Genomic DNA, 18,827 nt, shown 5'->3' with positions numbered 1-18,827 from the left:
ACGACGATGTCAAGGAGCGCTGATGCCTGAGGCCTATCTCGTCGGCGGCGTCCGCACGCCGATCGGCCGCTACGGCGGAGCCCTCGCGGGCATCAGACCCGATGACCTCGCCGCGCTGGTCGTCGCGGAAGCGGTCGCACGAGGCGGCATTCCGGCATCCGGCATCGACGAGGTCATCCTCGGCGCCGCCAACCAGGCCGGCGAGGACAACCGCAACGTCGCGCGCATGGCCGTGCTGCTGGCAGGGCTCCCGGATGCCGTGCCAGGCGTCACGGTGAACAGACTGTGCGGCTCGGGGATGTCGGCCATCGCGATGGCGGCTCAGGCGATCCGCGCCGGCGACGCCGACCTCGTCGTCGCCGGCGGCGTCGAGTCCATGACCCGCGCGCCGTGGGTGCAGGCCAAGCCCGCCCGCGCCTGGGCGAAGCCGGGCGTGGCCTTCGACACGTCGATCGGCTGGCGCTTCACGAATCCCCGTCTCGCGGCGCGCGACCGAGCGACGTCCACCATGCCCGAGACCGCGGAGGAGGTCGCCCGCCTCGACGGCATCAGCAGGGCGGATGCCGATGCGTTCGCCCTGCGCAGTCACCGCCGAGCGATCGCCGCGATCGACGCGGGTCACTTCGATTCCGAGATCGTCGCCGTGCCGACAGCCGACGGATCGATCTCGGTCGACGAGGCTCCGCGGCGCGACACGAGTTCCGAGGCTCTGGCGGCGCTGCGCCCCGTCGTGGGAGGTGGCTGCGTCGTCACGGCGGGCAACGCCAGCGGACTCAACGACGGGGCGTCGGCGATCGTCGTCGCGAGCGCCGACGCCGTCGAGAGGTACGGCCTCGCACCCAGGGCACGGATCGTCTCGGCATCCGCTGTCGGCATCGCCCCGGAGATCATGGGGCTCGGCCCCGTCCCGGCGACGCAGAAGGCCCTTGCTCGCGCGGGGCTGACGACCTCCGACCTCGGCGCGATCGAGCTCAACGAGGCCTTCGCGGCCCAGGCGATCGCCGTCATGCGGCGCCTCGGCATCGAGGACGACCGCGTGAACGCCGACGGCGGCGCGATCGCACTGGGGCATCCGCTCGGCGCCAGCGGCTGCCGCATCGTCGTGACGCTGCTCGGCCGCATGGAGCGGGAGAACGCCGACCGGGGGCTCGCCACCATGTGCGTGGGCGTCGGGCAGGGCACCGCCATGATCCTGGAGCGGGTGTGATGGCCGCGCCCGTGCTCGTCGAGGAGCGCGACGACCGAGTCATCGCGACCCTGAATCGCCCGGACAAGCGCAATGCGATCGATCTCGCCACGGTGGATGCCCTGCATGCCGTGTGCGACGGGCTCGAGGCACGACCGCGCACCCTGATCCTCACGGGTGCGGGTGGTGTGTTCGCCGCCGGCGCCGACATCGCCCAGTTGCGGGATCGCCGGGCCGAGGACGCCAGGAGGAACATCAACGCGGCCCTCTTCATCCGCATCCACGAGCTGCCGATGCCGGTCATCGCCGCGATGGACGGGTACGCGCTCGGCGGTGGCGCCGAACTCGCCTACGCCGCGGACATCCGCATCGCGACTCCGGCGCTGCGCATCGGGAATCCCGAGACCGGGCTCGGCATCCTCGCCGCCGCCGGTGCGACCTGGCGGCTGCCCGCTCTCGTCGGCGAGGCGCTGGCCGCCGAGCTGCTGTTCACCGGGCGCAGCCTTTCGGCGGAGGAGGCGCTGGCCGCGGGCCTGATCACCGCGATCCACCCCGCGGACGACCTGATGGATGCCGCGCACGCGATCGCCGACCGGATCAGCGCGAACGATCCGCTCGCCGTTCAGCACACCAAGACCGCCCTGCGGGCGCCCCGAGCGGATCACCCCCGGATCGATGCGGATCTGCAGGCCGAACTGTTCGAGAGCCCCGAGAAGATGCGCCGGATGACCGCGTTCCTCGAGAAGCGAGGGCGCGCATGATCACCAGGATCGGCGTGCTCGGCGGAGGACGCATGGGCGCGGGAATCGCGCATGCGTTCCTGCTCGCAGGCTGCGACGTCACGATCGTCGAGCGCGACGCGGCAGGTGCGGATGCCGCACACGACCGCATCCGCGACCTGCTGACGCGATCGGCGGCGCGGGGACGGCTCGCGCCGGGGAGCGCCGAGTTCCGCACGTCCACGAACGTCTCGGGTTTCGCAGACCGCGAGCTCGTGATCGAGGCGGTTCCTGAGGACCGCGCCCTCAAGACGGACGCCCTCATGAGGGTCGAAGCGGTCGTCGCGGACGAGGCGCTGCTCGCCTCGAACACCTCGTCGATCCCGATCGATGCCCTCGCCGCCGCCCTCGCGCACCCCGAGCGGTTCCTCGGCCTGCATTTCTTCAACCCGGTGCCGACCTCGGCACTGGTCGAGATCGTGACCGGTTCCGCCACCGCGCAGGCGACCGTCGAACAGGCACGCGCATGCGTCGACGCCGTCGGCAAGACGCCGATCGTCGTCCGCGACTCCCCCGGCTTCGCATCGAGCCGGCTCGGCGTGCTGCTCGGACTGGAGGCGATCCGCATGCTCGAGGAAGGCGTCGCGGACGCCGCAGACATCGATCGGGCGATGGAGCTCGGCTACCGGCATCCGATGGGGCCGCTGCGGACGACCGACCTGGTCGGGCTGGACGTGCGTCTCGGGATCGCCGACGAACTGCACGCCGCATTCGGCGAGCGCTTCGCGCCACCCGCCCTGCTGCGGCGGATGGTCGCGGAGGGCAGACTCGGCCGTAAGAGCGGCGAAGGCTTCTACAGATGGGACGCATCATGACCGGCATCCTGCCCAGTTACCTCCAGGATTCCTGGTGGTCGCCCTCTGCGGCCGACGACGCAGCCGTCGTGCGCGATGCGTCCACGGGCGACGAGGTCGCCAGGGTGAGCACGACGGGCCTGGATCTGGCAGGCGCCCTCGCGCACGCCCGTTCGGTCGGCCAGCAGAGCCTGGGCGAGCTGACCTTCCATCAGCGCGCGCTGCTGCTCAAGCGGTTCGCGCTCGCCCTCACCGAACGCAAGGACGAGCTCTATGCGCTGTCCGCCTGCACGGGCGCGACGGCCACGGACTCGTGGGTCGACATCGACGGCGGGATCGGAGTGCTGTTCGCATACTCGGGCAAGGGGCGCCGGGAGCTGCCGAACGGACACGTCTACATCGACGGCCCCGTCGAGCCGCTGTCGAAGGACGGCTCGTTCCTGGGTCGGCACATCGCGACCCGCCTCCCCGGCGTCGCAGTGCAGATCAATGCGTTCAACTTCCCGGTCTGGGGTCCGCTGGAGAAGTTGGCCCCCGCCTTCCTCGCCGGGATGCCGACGCTGATCAAGCCCGCGACCCCCACCGGCTATCTCACCGAGGCGATGGTGCGCATCCTCGTCGAGTCGGGCCTCCTGCCGGATGGCTCGCTGCAGCTGGTGAGCGGAGCGGTTCCCGACCTGTTCGATCGCCTCCGCCTCGGCGACCTCGTCGCGTTCACCGGAAGCGCGTCGACCGCCGAGCACCTGCGTGCCCACGCGGCGGTGCAGACCGGCGGCGTTCGGTTCACCGCCGAGACCGACTCGATCAACGCGTCGGTGCTCGGCCCGGATGCGACCGCCGGCACGCCGGAGTTCGAGGCCTACGTGCGCCAGCTCGTCACCGAGATGACGGCCAAGGCCGGCCAGAAGTGCACGGCGATCCGGCGTGCGATCGTACCGTCGGGTTCCGCCGACGCCGTCATCGAAGCCGTGAACGCCCGGCTGAGCGAGAAGGTCGTGATCGGCGACCCACGAGCCGACGGTGTCACGATGGGGCCGCTCGCATCGCTCGCGCAGCGCGATGAGGTCCGACGCCAGGTGCAGAAGCTCATCGACGGCGGCGGACGGATCGCGGTCGGCTCGCTGGATGCCCCGGCCGCTCGGACGGCCGGCCGGCAGGATGCCTCGGATGGCGCCTTCCTCTCCCCGATCCTGCTGCGCTTCGATGATGCGACGGCCGACGCGGCGCACGCCGTCGAGGCGTTCGGCCCGGTGTCGTCGCTGATCACCTACGACACCGTCGCAGAGGCATCCGACATCGTCGCCCGTGGCGGCGGGTCCCTGGTGACCAGCGTCGCGACGCACGATGCGGCGTTCGCCGCGGGGCTCGTGTCCTCCGTCGCGCCGCACAACGGGCGCGTGCTGATCCTCGACCGCGATGACGCACGATCGTCGACCGGCCACGGCTCGCCGCTGCCCGCCCTCGTGCACGGCGGTCCTGGGAGGGCGGGCGGCGGTGAGGAGCTCGGCGGCATCCGCGCCGTGCTGCATCACATGCAGCGCACCGCGATCCAGGGCTCCCCCGACATGCTCACCGCGATCACCGGCGTCTGGCATGCGGGGGCGACGGCGTCGTCCTCCGGCGTCCACCCGTTCCGCAAGTCGCTGGCCGAGCTGCGGATCGGCGATCGGATCTCCTCGGGTTCGCGCGAGGTGACACTCGCGGACATCGAGACCTTCGCGCACTTCACGGGCGACACGTTCTACGCGCATATGGACGAGGAGGCGGCCGCGGCGAACCCGTTCTTCCCCGGCCGCGTCGCGCACGGGTACCTGCTCGTGTCCTGGGCCGCCGGCCTGTTCGTCGACCCCGATCCGGGTCCGGTGCTCGCGAACTACGGACTCGAGAACCTGCGCTTCATCACTCCGGTGTCGCCGGGCGACAGCATCCGCGTCGAACTCACCGCGAAGCAGATCACTCCGCGCGAGACCGACGACTACGGCGAGGTCCGCTGGGATGCGGTCATCCGCAACCAGAACGAGGAGACCGTCGCGACGTACGACGTGCTCACGCTGGTCGCGAAGCGGTAGCCGCAGTCGGCGTCATCCGCGCAGGGCGAGTACGAACGGCAGCACGGCCGTCGCTCCGGCCTGGCGAAGTGCACGGGCGGCGACCGTCAGCGTCCAGCGACTGTCGGCCTGGTCGTCGACGAGCAGCACCGGCCCCGCGGGGATCTCCAGCCCGTCGGCGCTGAGGCGGTCCCAGAGTCCCGCGAGCCGGAACGCGCTGTTGCCGCCGGGCTGCCCGGTGGGTCCGCCGTTCGCGAACGACAGCGCACCGGCGTACGGGAGGCGGCCGACGTCGGCGAGGCCGCGAGCCAGCGAATCGACCAGGAGCGGACGTGACCGCGACGGCATCGCGACGACGGCGACAGGGCGCTCGTCCCAGCCCCAGTCGGCGAGCACGCGGATGCAGGCGTCGAGAACCGGCCGGGTCACCGGGGCATCCGGAGCCCCGGCCGCGAACATCTCCCGCAGCGTGCCGCCCCAACCGAGGTCGGTGAGGCGCGCGAGCGCGCGCCCGTCGGCGGCCTGCTCCGCGGGGGCGATGCGGCCCTTGACCGGAACGCCGACCCGGTCCGCGCCCGTCGGCCAGGCCTTGCGCGGTTCGAGCGGAACGCCGACCCGGTCGAGCGACCCGGCGGCGGCCTCGGTCGCGGTCTTGCGGATCTCGCTGGGGAACCAGATTCCCGCGCAGTTGTCGCACCGCCCGCACGGCGCAGCGGTCTCGTCGTCGAGCGAACGCTGGAGGAACTCCATGCGGCAGCCGTCGGTCCGTTCGTACTCGATCATGTGCTGCTGTTCGGCCAGGCGCTCGGCGGCGATGCGCTCATAGCGCTCGGCGTCGTAGGTCCACGGCTGGCCGGTGGCGACCCAGCCGCCCTGCACCCGCCGTACGGCCCCGTCGACGTCGAGGACCTTCAGCAGCAGTTCGAGAGGCGTCCGGCGGATGTCGACCATGGCCTCCAGCACCGGCGTCGACACCGGCGCATCGCCGAGCGCGGCGATCACCCGTTCAGCGCGCCCCTGGTCGGGCATCGACGCGGTGGCGAAGTAGTGCCAGATCTCGCGATCCTCGACGCCGGGCAGCAGCAGCACGTCCGCGCTGTCGCTCGCGCGGCCCGCCCGGCCGACCTGCTGGTAGTAGGCGACCGGCGACGACGGGGCGCCCAGGTGCAGCACGAACCCGAGGTCGGGTTTGTCGAAGCCCATCCCCAGCGCGCTGGTCGCCACGAGCGCCTTGACCTCGTTGCGCTTGAGCATGCCCTCGGATTCGGCGCGCTCGTCGCTGTCGGTCTGTCCGGTGTACGCGCGCACCTGGTGCCCGTGCTCGCGCAGCAGTCGAGCGGTGTCGACCGCAGCGGCGACGGTGAGCGTGTAGATGATGCCTGAGCCGGGCAGGTCGTCGAGATGGCTGAGCAGCCAGGCCAGCCGGCTCGCCGAATCCGGCAGTCGCAGCACGCCCAGGCGCAGGGATGCTCTGGCGAGCGGGCCGCGGATCGTGAGGACCCCGGCATCCGCACCACCGGAGCCGAGCTGTTCGGCGACGTCGGCGACGACGCGGCTGTTCGCCGTCGCGGTCGTCGCCAGCACCGGCACGGCGGCCGGCATCTCTGCGCTCAGGTCGCGCAGCCGCCGGTAGTCGGGACGGAAGTCGTGGCCCCAGTCGCTGATGCAGTGGGCCTCGTCGACCACGAGCATGCCGATCCGGCGCACGAGAGCCGGCAGCTGCTGTTCGCGGAACGCCGGATTGTTCAGCCGCTCCGGCGACACCAGCAGCACGTCGACCTCGTCGCGATCGAGCTGCGCGAGCACGTCGGACCACTCATGGGCGTTGGTCGAGTTGATCGCCACGGCGCGCACGCCGGCGCGTTCTGCGGCGGCGATCTGGTCGCGCATGAGCGCCAGCAGCGGCGACACCAGCACGGTCGGGCCCGCGCCCTGACGACGCAGCAGCAGCGTCGCGACGAAGTACACCGCCGACTTGCCCCAGCCGGTGCGCTGCACGACGAGCGCGCGTCGGCGCCCCGCGACCAGCGCCTCGATCGCCTCGTACTGGCCGTCGTGGAACTCGGCATCCGGCCGCCCGACGAGTTCGCGCAGCGCGGCGAGGGCGGCGTCGCGGGTGTCGGTCGGTGTCGCAGAGGTCATGCCCCCACTCTGCCTCACCCGACCGACACGGCTCTGCGCTGCCGGACGGCCGTAGGGTGGATCCATGATCTCCCGTGAACTCGCCGTCGCGCTGCGGGATGCGGGGCTGACCTGGCGGCCCGACAGCGGCGGCCGGTTCCAGCTCGATCTTCCGAACGACGTCGAACTCGAAGCAGAGGCCGACGTCTTCACGGTCAGCGAGATGACGATCGAGGCGCGACGCACGCCGAGCGGCACCGATCTGGCCTTCAACGGCACCACCGAGTGGGCGCTCGACGCGGTCACCCTCGAGGACGCGGTGTGGCTGCCCCGGGAGGACCAGCTGCGCGACCTCCTGCGCGGGACGTTCCGCAGCCTGGTCCGCCTCGACGACACGTTCCGGGTGGAGATCGAGATCGCCGGCGAGCCGCTGAGGTTCGAGCATCCGGACCCGTCGGAGGCGTACGGGAACGCTCTGCTCGAGCTCATCTCGCGCTCGCGCTGATCCGACGCGTCCTGAGCGCTTTACGCCCCCGGACTCCTGTGCGAGAATAAATGAACGATCGGTCAGTAAAGCGCGACGAAGGAGTCGACATGGACGACCAGTCCGCGGGGCAGCGACGATTCGACGAGATCATCGCGGCGGACTCCCGCGTCGAGCCGCACGACTGGATGCCGGACGCGTACCGCAAGACCCTGGTCCGCCAGATCAGCCAACACGCCCACTCAGAGATCATCGGCATGCAGCCCGAGGGCAACTGGATCACGCGCGCACCGAGCCTCAAGCGCAAGGCGATCCTGATGGCCAAAGTGCAGGACGAGGCCGGTCACGGCCTGTACCTCTACTCGGCCGCGCAGACGCTCGGAATCGGACGGACGGAGATGACCGAACAGCTCATCGACGGCCGTGCGAAGTACTCCTCGATCTTCAACTACCCGACGCCGACGTGGGCCGACATGGGCGCGATCGGCTGGCTCGTCGACGGCGCGGCGATCTGCAACCAGGTGCCGCTGTGCCGAGCATCCTATGGCCCGTACGCCCGCGCGATGGTGCGCATCTGCAAGGAGGAGTCGTTCCACCAGCGGCAGGGCTTCGAGATCCTGCTGACCCTCATGCATGGCACACCGGCACAGCGCGAGATGGCGCAGGTTGCCGTGAACCGCTGGTACTGGCCGAGCCTGGCGATGTTCGGACCGCCGGACGACGAGTCGCCGAACTCGGCGCAGTCGATGGCGTGGAACATCAAGCGGTTCTCGAACGACGAGCTGCGTCGACGGTTCGTCGGCATGCTGGCGCCGCAGGCCGAGGTCCTCGGTGTCACGCTGCCGGATCCCGACCTCCGCTACGACGAGGAGACCGGCCAGTACGAGATGGGCGAGATCGACTGGAACGAGTTCTTCGCCGTGCTCTCCGGCAACGGTCCGATGAACGCCGAGCGCATCCGCGCCCGCCGAGAGGCGCACGAGGAAGGCGCCTGGGTGCGCGAGGCCGCGGCCGAGTATGCGCGCAAGCAGGCCGCGCGCGAGCTCGAGGGGGCGGCGGCATGACGGAGGAGACCTGGCCGCTGTGGGAGGTGTTCGTCCGCGCGAACCGCGGACTCAGCCACGTCCACGTCGGCTCGCTGCTCGCGCCGGACGCCGACCTCGCGGTCCGCAACGCCCGCGACCTGTACACGCGTCGCGGCGAGGGTGTCTCGATCTGGGTCGTCCCCGCCGAGGCGATCACCACGAGCGACCCCGACGCCAAGGGCGCGTACTTCGAGAGCCCGGCGGGCAAGAACTTCCGCCACGCCGTGTACTACACGGCGTCCGAGGGGGTGCCGCACCTGTGAACGCGCGACGCGAGAACGGCGCAGGGGGCGCAGATGGTCGCCTTCCGAGCACGGATGCGACCGAGCGCAACACCTCCGGCGCGGGCGGAACCGGGTCGCGCCCGCTCCCCCACGGCCACGTCACGGTCGACGAGCTCGACCTCGCCGCCGAACTCGCCGGGACGGATGCCGCGGCCGCACCGGCCACGGCCGAGTACGCCCTGTGGCTCGGCGACGACGCGCTGATCCTGTCCCAGCAGCTCGGCGAGTGGATCGCCCACGCCCCGGAGCTCGAGGAGGATGTCGCGCTTGCGAACATCGCCCTCGATCTGCTCGGCCACGCCCGGTCGCTGCTGCGCTACGCGGGCACAGCGACCGGGCGAACCGAGGACGAGCTGGCGTACTTCCGTGACGAACCGGAGTTCCGCTCCGCCTGGTTGTTCGAGCAGCCGAACGGCGACTTCGCCCGCACGATCGCCCGACAGCTCATCGCCTCGACGTACCTGTTCGAGCTGTACACGCAGCTGCAGCGCTCGGCGGACCCGACGCTCGCCGCGGTCGCCGCGAAGGCGGTCAAGGAGGTCGACTACCACCGCGACCATGCCGAGCAGTGGACACTGCGCCTCGCGGGCGGCACCACGGAGTCGCGCCGACGGATGATCCGCGGCCTCGCGGACGTCTGGCCGTACGCCGATGAGCTGTTCCGCGACGAACCCCTGATCGATGACCTCGAGGGCATCGCCGTGCGGCCGGCATCGCTGCGCGCCGGCTTCGATGCCCGCATCGGCGCCGTGCTGAGCGCCGCGGATCTCGAAGCACCCGCGGGACCCGCAGCAGCCGGGGACGGACGACGCGGCATCCACTTCCCCCACCTCGGGCGGATTCTCGCCGAGATGCAGGTGCTCGCCCGACAGCATCCGGGGGCGACATGGTGACCGTGCTGACAGACGCGCGGGCGATCGCGGCATCCGTGCCCGATCCCGAGATCCCCGTGCTGACGATCGCCGATCTCGGCATCCTCCGCGGGGTCACGGTCGACGACGGACGGGTCGCCGTGACGATCACCCCGACCTACAGCGGATGCCCCGCCGTCGAGGCCATCCGCGACGACGTCATGAGCGCGCTCGCGGATGCCGGATTCGCGGACGTCGTCGTCCGCACCGTGCTCTCCCCCGCCTGGACGACCGACTGGATGACGGATGCCGGAAAGCAGAAGCTGCTCGAGTACGGCATCGCGCCCCCGACGGGAAGGCGCGCAGCCGGGCCCGTCGCGGTGCCGTTGAGCGTGCGCTGCCCGCAGTGCGGGTCGCTGGACACGCGGGAGCTCACCCGCTTCGGGTCGACCGCATGCAAGGCACTGTACGAGTGCCGCGCCTGCCTCGAGCCGTTCGACCACTTCAAGACGCTATGAGCACCGCGACGCGGCGTCGTGCGCGATTCCACGAACTCGAGGTGATCGAGGTGCGGCCGCTGACCGCCGACAGCATCGAGGTGACGTTCGCGGTTCCGGCGGAGCTGCGCGACGAGTACCGGTATCTGCCGGGTCAGTACGTCGCGCTCCGAGCGCACGTGGATGGCCGCGAGGTGCGGCGCAGCTACTCGATCTGCCGGGCGCCGTCGCCGGGTCGCATATCGGTCGGCATCAAGCGTGACCTCGGCGGCCTGTTCTCGGTGTGGGCGCACGAGAACCTGCACCCCGGCATCCGGGTCGAGGTGATGAGCCCGGAGGGACGCTTCACGTCCAACCTGCCTGATCTCGACGGCGCCCATCTGGTCGGGATCGCCGCCGGATCGGGAATCACCCCGATGATGGCACTCGCCTCCGCGGTGCTCGCCGCCTCGACGACCGCACGGTTCTCCCTCGTCTACACGAACAGGGCGACGCGCGACGTGATGTTCCTCGAGGACCTCGCCGACCTGAAGGACCGCTACCCGGCACGCCTCGCCCTGCATCACGTGCTGTCCCGCGAGCAGCGCGCAGCTCCGTTGCTGTCCGGTCGGATCGACGCCCACAAGCTCGACGCGATCCTCGACGGACTGGTCGAGCCTGCGAGCGTGACCGAGTGGTTCCTGTGCGGTCCGTTCGACCTCGTCGCGCTGTGCCGCGAACGGCTCGCGGCCCGCGGGATCGGTGACGACAGCATCCGATTCGAACTGTTCACGACGGATGCCGACGAGCCGCGCGCCGACCGCGGACGACCGGTCTCCGTGCGCGAAGAGGACGAGACCTACGTTCTGGAATTCACCCTGGACGGGCTCTCGACGACCGTCGAGTCGCCGGTCGCGGCGGACGAGCCGTTGCTGGATGCCGCGCTGCGCGTTCGCGGCGACGTGCCGTTCGCGTGCGCCGGCGGGGTGTGCGGAACGTGTCGCGCGCGCCTGGTCGAAGGCGACGTCCGCATGACGCAGAACTTCGCGCTCGAGCCGGACGAGCTGGAGCGCGGCTATGTGCTGACCTGCCAGTCCCATCCGACGACGCCCCGCGTGGTCGTCGACTACGACGTGTGAGGAGAGCTCCGTGATCGAGCTGACGATCGACGGCGACGTCGCCCATGTGGTGCTGAACGCTCCGGAGAAGCGCAACGCCCTGGATCCGCAGGCCCTGCTCGCGCTCGGCGACGCATACGATCGGGCCGAGGATGCCGGAGTCCGCGCCCTGGTGCTGAGCGGCGAGGGCGCGGGGTTCTGCGCCGGTCGCGACATCTCAGGCGTCGACCCCGCGACCGATGACGTGATCGGTTACCTCGGCGGCCTCGTGACCCCCCTGCTGCAGCGGATGGCGGCTTTCCCCGCGCCGACGTTCGCCGCAGCGCAGGGCGCATGCCTCGGCGTCGGTCTCGGACTGCTCATCGCGACGGACGTCGTCTACGTCGCCGACACGGCGAAGATCGGCTCGCCGTTCGCGGCCCTGGGAGCGACGCTCGACTCCGGCGGGCATGCACTGTTCCTGGACCGGCTCGGCCCGCACAAGACCCTCGACCTGATCTACACCGGTCGGCTCATGACGGGAACCGAGGCGGTCGCGTCCGGCCTCTTCTCGCAGGTGATGCCCGCCGACGAGGTGCAGCAGGCGACGACGGATGCCGCGGTGCGCGCGGCCTCCGGAGCCACCGCGGCGTTCCTGGCGTCCAAGCGGCTGATCGCCCGCATCCGGGACGAGCGGCTGTCGTTGTGGGATGCCGTCGTGCTGGAGAACGTGGCCCAGGCCGAACTGTGCGACACGAGCGACTATCGCGAGGGATTCGCCGCGTTCCAGGAGAAGCGGAAGCCGGAGTTCACCGGGTACTGACGCCGTCTGAGGGACGGATGTCGGGACCAGGCACGGATGTCAGGCGATTCCGCGGCGTGTCGCCCGCCCGGTGGGAATCGGCCCGACATCCGTGCCGCCGGGTTCACAGGACGTCAGCTCGCGGAGGTCAGCACGAGCCCCGAACCGTCGGCCGCGACGTCCACCCGCACCGTGTCGCCGTCGCGCACGTTTCCGGAGAGCAGCGCTGTGGCCAGCTTGTTCTGCACCTCGGACTGGATGAGCCGGCGCAGCGGCCGCGCACCGAACAGCGGATCGTAGCCGCGTTCGGCCAGCCACGAACGCGCGTCCGGGGTCACGGCGAGACTCAGCCGGCGCTCGTGCAGACGCGCCTGCAGCTGGTCGACCGTGAGCTCGACGATCTGCGCGAGATCGTCCTCGCTGAGAGCCTGGAACATCACGATGTCATCGAGGCGGTTCAGGAACTCGGGTCGGAACGCCTGCCGCACCAGCGACATCACCTGCTCGCGCTTCACCTCCGGCGACAGAGTCGGGTCGATCAGGATCGGCGAGCCGAGGTTGCTCGTGAGCACCAGGATGACGTTCGTGAAGTCGACCGTCCGACCCTGCCCGTCGGTCAGGCGTCCGTCGTCGAGCACCTGCAGGAGGACGTCGAAGACCTCGGGGTGGGCCTTCTCGACCTCGTCCAGCAGCACGACGCTGTACGGACGCCGCCTGACGGCTTCGGTCAGCTGACCACCCTGCTCGTAGCCGATGTAGCCCGGAGGGGCACCGACCAGACGCGACACCGAGTGCTTCTCGCCGTACTCCGACATGTCGATGCGCACCATGGCGCGCTCGTCGTCGAACAGGAACTCGGCGAGCGCCTTCGCGAGCTCCGTCTTGCCGACGCCGGTCGGCCCGAGGAACAGGAAGGAGCCGGTCGGGCGCCCGGGGTCGCTGATTCCCGCGCGGGAGCGGCGGACGGCATCCGACACCGCCTTCACGGCATCCTTCTGCCCGATCAGCCGCTTGCCGAGCTCGGCCTCCAGGTGGAGCAGCTTCTCGCTCTCACCCTGCAGGAGCCGGCCGACCGGGATGCCGGTCCACGCTGCGATGACCGCCGCGATGTCCTCCTCGGTCACCTGCTCGTTCACCATGCGGGGCTCGGTGGATGCCGTCGCCTCGGCCTGCTCGGCCTCGGCGATGTCGCGCTCCAGACGCTTGATCGTCTCGTATTCGAGCTTGGACGCCTTCGTGTAGTCGGCGTTGCGCATCGCGAGGTCGCGCTGGGTGATCGCGTCATCGAGCTGCTTCTTCAGGTCGCCGACGCGATTCAGCCCCTGACGCTCGCGCGCCCAGCGCTCCTCGAGGACGGCGAGCTCCCGCTCCAGTTCGACGAGGTTCTCGCGGAGGGTGCCGAGTCGCTCCTTCGACGCGGCATCCTTCTCCTTCTTCAGGGCGAGCTCCTCGAGCTTGAGCCGGTCGACCTGACGCTTGAGCTGGTCGATCTCGACAGGTGAGGAGTCGATCTCCATCTTGAGCCGCGACATCGATTCGTCGACGAGATCGATCGCCTTGTCCGGAAGCTGACGACTGGGCAGGTAGCGGTTCGACAGCGCGGCGGCGGCCACGAGGGCGCTGTCAGCGATCGTGACCCCGTGGTGCGCTTCGTAGCGACCCTTCAGTCCGCGCAGGATCGCGATGGTGTCCTCGACGGTCGGCTCGCCGACGTAGACCTGCTGGAAGCGGCGCTCGAGCGCGGCATCCTTCTCGATGAACTCGCGGTACTCGTTCAGCGTCGTCGCGCCGATCATGCGCAGCTCGCCGCGGGCGAGCATCGGCTTGAGCATGTTGGATGCCGCGACGGAGCCCTCCCCGCCTCCGGCGCCCATCAGCACGTGCAGCTCGTCGATGAACGTGATGACCTTGCCGTCGGATTCGGTGATCTCCTTGAGGACCTGCTTCAGACGCTCCTCGAATTGCCCGCGGTACATGGCACCCGCCACGAGGGCTGAGATGTCGAGGGTGACCAGCTCCTTGTCCTTCAGCGACTCGGCCACGTCGCCCGCGACGATGCGCTGCGCGAGGCCTTCGACGACAGCAGTCTTGCCGACGCCCGGCTCACCGATCAGCACCGGGTTGTTCTTGGTGCGCCGGGTGAGCACCTGGCTGACGCGACGGATCTCGTTGTCGCGGCCGATCACCGGGTCGAGCTTGCCCTGGCGAGCGCGGTCGGTGAGGTTGATCCCGAACTGCTCGAGAGCGGACTGCTGGTCTTCGGTCTGGGGCGTGGTCATCTGTCCTCCTGGGGACTCCTTCATCAAAGTTGAGTGGTGGTGACTCAACTTTACCTCTTCGCGCGCCGCGGATCAACCGGAGCCCCCTTCGGATCGTGTCCGGTGCATCTGCGAGAATCAAGGTGTTCACGACGACGGCGGGGGGCCAGGATGGCGCAGAACGACGAATTCCTCGAGGTGATCGCCGCCGAGGTGGCGCAGGATCCGCAGAACATCGCACTGCGGGAGGACTACATCACGCTCCTGTTGGAGCACGACGTCGACCGCGCAGCGGCCGAGATCGACGCGTTCGAGGCGCACGGCGGCGACCCGGCTCGCGCTCGCGTCCTGCGGGCTCGGCTGATGGCGGCGCGACTGCGCACCAGAAGCGGGGGCACCGAGCGATCCGGACCGGCGCCAGAACCAGCGACGCCCGCCGCAGCATCCGTCCCGCCGGCGCCATCCCGCGTCTCCGCCCCGTCGGACGATGACGCGGCGGACGAGGATCGGATCGAACAGCCCGGCCTGTGGGATGCCGAGCGTCCGCAGGTGACGCTCGCGGACGTCGCCGGCCTCGCGGAGGTCAAGCAGCACCTCGACTCGACCTTCCTCGCTCCGTTGCGCAACCCGGCCCTCGCGGCGGCGTTCGGGCAGAAGGCCGGCGGATCGCTCCTGATGTACGGCCCCCCGGGATGCGGCAAGACGTTCATCGCGAAGGCGATCGCCGGCGACCTCGGCGCATCCTTCATCCACGTCACGCTGGCCGACCTGCTCAGCGCGTACATCGGCGAGAGCGAGAAGGCGATCCAGAGCGTCTTCCACGACGCCAGGGCAGCCGCGCCGTGCGTGATCTTCTTCGACGAGTTCGACGCTCTCGGCGGCCGGCGGTCTTCGGGCGGTGGAGGGTCGCAGTCGATGCGCATGATCGTGACGCAGCTGCTCGAAGAGCTCGACGGTGTCACGAGCGAGAACGACGGTGTGTACTTCCTCGCCGCGACGAACCGCCCGTGGGACATCGACCCCGCGCTGCGCCGCCCTGGGCGCATCGACAAGACCGTGCTCGTGCTGCCGCCGGATGCTGTCGCCCGCGCCGCGATCCTGCAGGGCGACCTCGACGGCAAGCCCCAGGACGACGTCGACATCATCGCCGTCGCCGCCGCGACCGAGGGGTTCTCGGGCGCCGACATCGCGCAGGTCGCGAAGCAGGCGCTGCAGCAGTCGCTCACCGCGTCGATGGCCGCGGGAGCGATCGTCCCCGTCACCACCGCCGGCCTGCTCGAGGCGGCGGCGAGCATCACACCCTCGACCAGGACGTGGTTCGATCAGGTCGCCCCCGTGCTGGAGTACGGCGCAGACGACGGCACCTTCGATCAGCTTCGGACCTACCGCGTCAAGCACGGCATGCGGTGATGCGCGGCGGCGACCACGGCGACCTCGAACAGGCCGCCATCATCCGGGACCGCGACCTCGCCCTCGAGCTGCTCGGCGCCCAGCCGACCAACCGCAGGATCGCGGCCCTGAGCCACAGCGTGCTCGCCCGCGAACCGACGTTCACGGGCACCTATCTGATCCTCGCCCTGCATCACCAGGCCCGCGGCGATCTCGACGATGCCAGGAAAGCGCTTCGCGAGCTCATCGGACTGCAGGACGGCTATCAGCTCACCGCGTTGCGCATCCTCCGCGATCTCGAGTACGAGGACCGGCGGTTCGACGAAGCGCTCCGACTCGCCGAACAGGTCATGGCCGGTGGTGCGGATGTCGGATGGCTCGACCTCATGATGCTCGGCGCTGCGACCGTGTACACCGGCAGCCGCACCGCAGGGTGGGACCTCATGGACGAGGCGGTCGCGTGGACGGGTGAGGTCGACCCGGACCTCATCCCGACGGTCCTCACCAAGCGGGCGCTGCTCTTCCTCACGACCGGCGCACCGCCGGAGCGCTACCGCCCCGCCGCCGAGGCCGCGATCGCCGTCAATCCGTCGGAGACGCTGCTGTCGACCGCCCTCGGCTACGCCTACCTGTTCGACTACCGCGCGGCGGACGCACGCGACCTGTTCCAGCGCGTGCTGCGGGAGGACCCGACCGATGTCGTCGCGCAGAGCGGCATGATCATGGCGCGCGGGTTCCTCGATCCGATCGAACGCGGTGACACGACGATGGATCAGCTCCGCGAGGCCGGCATGGGCGAGATGATGTGGCGGATGATGCACGAGCAGATCTTCGACCTCGACATCGCACACGCGTTGGCCGCACTGAGCCGCGTGCTCCCGCGCGCACTCGTCCGCGTGCTGCGCGGCCCGCTGCGCAGGAAGAAGCTCGAGTCCACGGAGGGGAACGGCGAGCTCCTCGGCTGGCATGACGGCCAGGATCCGGGCACGGGCGGGGCGTGGGGACTCGACGAGGCGGTGCGACTGCTTTCGAGCGCCGAGATCGATGCTCTGGTCGCGAAGGCGCAGCAGCCCGGCGCCTGGCCCGCCTGGCCCGAAGAAGAGGTCTTCGTCCCGATCGCCACCGACGACGCGGGCGCGTACTACTTCCAGGGGTATGCCGAACGGCTGTACCTCCGCCGGCCCGGAGTTCCGGACGCCGAGATCGCGCCGAGCCTCGCCGACTGGCTGTGGGATCGCGTCGTCGACTTCGGCGGCGCCGAGCCGCGCCCGGGAAGGATGCCGCGCTCATGAGCAGGCCGACGGACCAGGAGCGCGCGGCCATCGAGCACGACAGGGACCTCGCCTGGGAGCTCTACGGTGTGCAGCCGACGCACCCGCGCATCCCCGAACTCGCGGGCAGCGTGCTCGCACGCGAGCCCACCTTCACCGGAATGATCATCCTCACCGCGCTGCACCGCGAGGCATGCGGCGAGATCGACGAGGCGAGGCGCCTGCTGCAGAACCTCATGGGGCGTCGGGATCGCCAGTACCTCAACTCCGTGAAGAAGTTGCGCGACCTCGAGATGTCCGAAGGCGATTTCGCCGAGGCGCGGCGTCTCTCCGAGATCGTGCTGCGTGAACAGCCGGATGCGGACTGGATCGAGCACATGGAGCTCGGCAGCGCGATGGCGTACACCGGCGAAGCGGAAGCGGGCTGGCGTCTGATCGACGAGGCGGTCGGGATCGCCGCCGCGCAGGGCGACCACGAGTACTCCCTCGCGTTGGGCCAGCGCGCCACCCGACTGTTCGCGACGGCGGCGAGCCCCGAGCGGCTGCTGCCCGCCGCCGAGGAGGCGTACGCGGCCGACCCGACCGAGTCCCTGCTCGCGCTGACGCTCGGGTACGCCTACCTGTGCGGTTACCGGCCGGAGGACGCCCTCGCTCTGTTCGAGCGCGTGCTGCGCGAGGATCCGACCATGGACCTCGCGCAGTACGGCGTCCGGATCACGCGTGGCTTCCTCGAGCCGATCCGGTCCGGCGCCGCGACGATGGACACCATGCGCGAGGCGCAGATGGGCGAGTACGCCTGGCGCCGGTTCGTGGCCAAGGCGTTCCGCGCCGACCTCGCGGATGCGCTGGCCGCGCTCGACGAGGTGATGCCCGAGGATCTGGCGGCTGCGCTGCGGCCGCCGCTCGACCGGGAAGCCGCCCGCGCGAGCGGCGGCGAGGACACGATCCTCGCGTGGCACGACGGTCAGGAGCCCGGCACCGGCGGACTCTGGGGTGCTGGCGAGCGATTCCGGCTGATGACCGGCGCCGAGGTCGCCGAGCTGGACGACTCCGTCGAGAACGACCCCGCGGCGTGGGGCGACTGGGAGGACAAGCCCGACTACTTCCAGGTGGTCTTCACGGATGACGCCGGCGACTACCTCCTCGAAGGAGTCGGCGGAAAGCTCTACCACCGCTCACCCGGAGTGCCCGATGTCGAGGTAGCGCCGAGCCCGGCGGAATGGATCTGGGATCGCGTCGCCGCGTTCGGCGGACATGATCCCCGTCCCGGGCGCCACCGGCTCAGATCAGGATCGGGAACGTCAGCATGATGATCGCGCCGGTCACGCCGACGACGACAGCGAGACCGAGCAGCACCCACCGCACCCACATCACGAGATCGCGCTGCGACATCGCGGTGAGGAACAGCACGAGAGCGAACAGCACGGTCAGCAGCGTGTAATTGTCGCCGCGCTGATTGCTCTCCAGCGCATCGGCGAATCGGGTGTCGGCACGCTCGGACAGTGCGGCCGCCTCCTCACTCCCCGGCGGTACGTACTCGTCCATCACGAAGGGACCGCGCTCCTCGCGCCCGCCCTCTTCCCACGCCTCGAACGCGACCGCGAACTCCGGGCTGAACCGCTCCTCGATGTACGCCGTCAGTTCGGCATCCTGTGCGCGATCGGCGAGCACCCACTCGGTCCAGATCGTGAGGTCGTACTGGCGCGCGTCGCGTGCGGTGCCGTCGGCGACGCCGGAGTTGATGCGCGCACCGGATGCCTCGCTGAAGGCGATCGACATGTCGCCGCCCCACTTGGAGGACTCGAAGCCGCACCACGCGGTCAGGACGGCGGTGATCGACAGCACGAAAACCGCGATGACGTCGAAGACGTCCCGGCGCTGTCTGGTCGTCTCGGTCATGCT

At 70.3% G+C, this 18,827-nt stretch carries 17 protein-coding genes; 14 read left to right on the top strand and 3 right to left on the bottom strand.

The window, feature by feature from the left end; all coding sequences use genetic code 11:
* Nucleotides 1-22 precede the first annotated feature (22 nt).
* From OED01_RS00950 to paaZ, 4 genes are read left to right on the top strand one after another with little or no spacing between them, the layout of a single operon-like run.
* Nucleotides 23-1,207, top strand: coding sequence for an acetyl-CoA C-acyltransferase (locus OED01_RS00950; RefSeq protein ID WP_264156535.1), 1,185 nt, complete (start codon nt 23-25; stop codon nt 1,205-1,207).
* Nucleotides 1,207-1,947 carry an enoyl-CoA hydratase/isomerase family protein gene (locus OED01_RS00945; RefSeq protein ID WP_264156533.1) on the top strand — a complete coding sequence of 247 codons (741 nt, stop codon included), beginning with the start codon at nt 1,207-1,209 and terminating at the stop codon, nt 1,945-1,947. The genes OED01_RS00950 and OED01_RS00945 overlap by 1 nt, the downstream gene beginning before the upstream one ends.
* A complete protein-coding gene (locus OED01_RS00940; protein WP_264156531.1) occupies nt 1,944-2,780 on the top strand; it encodes a 3-hydroxyacyl-CoA dehydrogenase family protein in 837 nt (278 codons plus the stop codon). The genes OED01_RS00945 and OED01_RS00940 overlap by 4 nt, the downstream gene beginning before the upstream one ends.
* Nucleotides 2,777-4,828, top strand: a complete 2,052-nt coding sequence (gene paaZ / locus OED01_RS00935; RefSeq protein WP_264157996.1) for a phenylacetic acid degradation bifunctional protein PaaZ — start codon at nt 2,777-2,779, stop codon at nt 4,826-4,828. The genes OED01_RS00940 and paaZ overlap by 4 nt, the downstream gene beginning before the upstream one ends.
* Nucleotides 4,829-4,840: 12 nt before the next feature.
* On the opposite strand, the gene OED01_RS00930 is transcribed toward paaZ, so the two are convergent.
* Nucleotides 4,841-6,949 carry a RecQ family ATP-dependent DNA helicase gene (locus tag OED01_RS00930; RefSeq protein WP_264156529.1) on the bottom strand — a complete coding sequence of 703 codons (2,109 nt, stop codon included), beginning with the start codon at nt 6,947-6,949 and terminating at the stop codon, nt 4,841-4,843.
* Nucleotides 6,950-7,013: 64 nt separating this feature from the next.
* Here OED01_RS00930 and OED01_RS00925 point away from each other — a divergent pair, with 64 nt between their 5' ends.
* From OED01_RS00925 to OED01_RS00895, 7 genes are all read left to right on the top strand, one after another.
* Nucleotides 7,014-7,433, top strand: a complete 420-nt coding sequence (locus OED01_RS00925; protein ID WP_264156527.1) for a pilus assembly protein CpaE — start codon at nt 7,014-7,016, stop codon at nt 7,431-7,433.
* An 89-nt stretch (nt 7,434-7,522) separates the two neighbouring features.
* Complete coding sequence (gene paaA, locus OED01_RS00920; RefSeq protein ID WP_264156525.1) at nt 7,523-8,476, top strand: 1,2-phenylacetyl-CoA epoxidase subunit PaaA; 954 nt, start codon at nt 7,523-7,525, stop codon at nt 8,474-8,476.
* Nucleotides 8,473-8,760 (top strand): 1,2-phenylacetyl-CoA epoxidase subunit PaaB, encoded by a 288-nt coding sequence (paaB, locus tag OED01_RS00915; protein ID WP_264156523.1) that lies wholly within the window; start codon nt 8,473-8,475, stop codon nt 8,758-8,760. Before paaA ends, paaB begins: the two co-directional genes overlap by 4 nt.
* Complete coding sequence (gene paaC / locus OED01_RS00910; protein WP_264156521.1) at nt 8,757-9,674, top strand: 1,2-phenylacetyl-CoA epoxidase subunit PaaC; 918 nt, start codon at nt 8,757-8,759, stop codon at nt 9,672-9,674. Before paaB ends, paaC begins: the two co-directional genes overlap by 4 nt.
* The gene (paaD, locus tag OED01_RS00905; RefSeq protein WP_264156519.1) at nt 9,668-10,150 is read left to right on the top strand and encodes a 1,2-phenylacetyl-CoA epoxidase subunit PaaD; all 483 of its coding nucleotides are present in this window, start codon (nt 9,668-9,670) and stop codon (nt 10,148-10,150) included. The genes paaC and paaD overlap by 7 nt, the downstream gene beginning before the upstream one ends.
* Nucleotides 10,147-11,247, top strand: coding sequence for a 1,2-phenylacetyl-CoA epoxidase subunit PaaE (gene paaE / locus OED01_RS00900; RefSeq protein ID WP_264156518.1), 1,101 nt, complete (start codon nt 10,147-10,149; stop codon nt 11,245-11,247). Before paaD ends, paaE begins: the two co-directional genes overlap by 4 nt.
* 10 nt (nt 11,248-11,257) lie before the next feature.
* Entirely contained in the window at nt 11,258-12,028 is a 771-nt protein-coding gene (locus tag OED01_RS00895; protein WP_264156516.1) for an enoyl-CoA hydratase/isomerase family protein, read from the top strand.
* Nucleotides 12,029-12,141: 113 nt separating this feature from the next.
* Here the strand turns inward: OED01_RS00895 and OED01_RS00890 are convergent, their stop codons facing one another.
* On the bottom strand, nt 12,142-14,286 hold the full coding sequence (locus OED01_RS00890) for an ATP-dependent Clp protease ATP-binding subunit (RefSeq protein ID WP_264156514.1): 2,145 nt from the start codon (nt 14,284-14,286) through the stop codon (nt 12,142-12,144).
* A gap of 150 nt (nt 14,287-14,436) precedes the next feature.
* Here OED01_RS00890 and OED01_RS00885 point away from each other — a divergent pair, with 150 nt between their 5' ends.
* Genes OED01_RS00885 through OED01_RS00875 form a run of 3 tightly spaced genes read left to right on the top strand, consistent with a single transcriptional unit; the run spans nt 14,437 to nt 18,235 of the window.
* On the top strand, nt 14,437-15,675 hold the full coding sequence (locus OED01_RS00885; protein WP_264156512.1) for an ATP-binding protein: 1,239 nt from the start codon (nt 14,437-14,439) through the stop codon (nt 15,673-15,675).
* The gene (locus tag OED01_RS00880; RefSeq protein WP_264156510.1) at nt 15,675-16,946 is read left to right on the top strand and encodes a tetratricopeptide repeat protein; all 1,272 of its coding nucleotides are present in this window, start codon (nt 15,675-15,677) and stop codon (nt 16,944-16,946) included. The genes OED01_RS00885 and OED01_RS00880 overlap by 1 nt, the downstream gene beginning before the upstream one ends.
* Complete coding sequence (locus tag OED01_RS00875; RefSeq protein ID WP_264156509.1) at nt 16,943-18,235, top strand: tetratricopeptide repeat protein; 1,293 nt, start codon at nt 16,943-16,945, stop codon at nt 18,233-18,235. The genes OED01_RS00880 and OED01_RS00875 overlap by 4 nt, the downstream gene beginning before the upstream one ends.
* Here the strand turns inward: OED01_RS00875 and OED01_RS00870 are convergent.
* Complete coding sequence (locus OED01_RS00870; RefSeq protein WP_264156507.1) at nt 18,207-18,824, bottom strand: hypothetical protein; 618 nt, start codon at nt 18,822-18,824, stop codon at nt 18,207-18,209. The genes OED01_RS00875 and OED01_RS00870 overlap by 29 nt on opposite strands.
* Between the last annotated feature and the right edge of the window lie 3 nt (nt 18,825-18,827).

The sequence above is a fragment of the Microbacterium sp. M28 genome, assembly GCF_025836995.1.
In the GTDB taxonomy this organism is placed as follows: Bacteria; Actinomycetota; Actinomycetes; order Actinomycetales; family Microbacteriaceae; genus Microbacterium.
The sequence above is the reverse complement of the archived record's forward strand: the minus strand, read 5'-3'. Positions and strand labels throughout refer to the sequence as shown.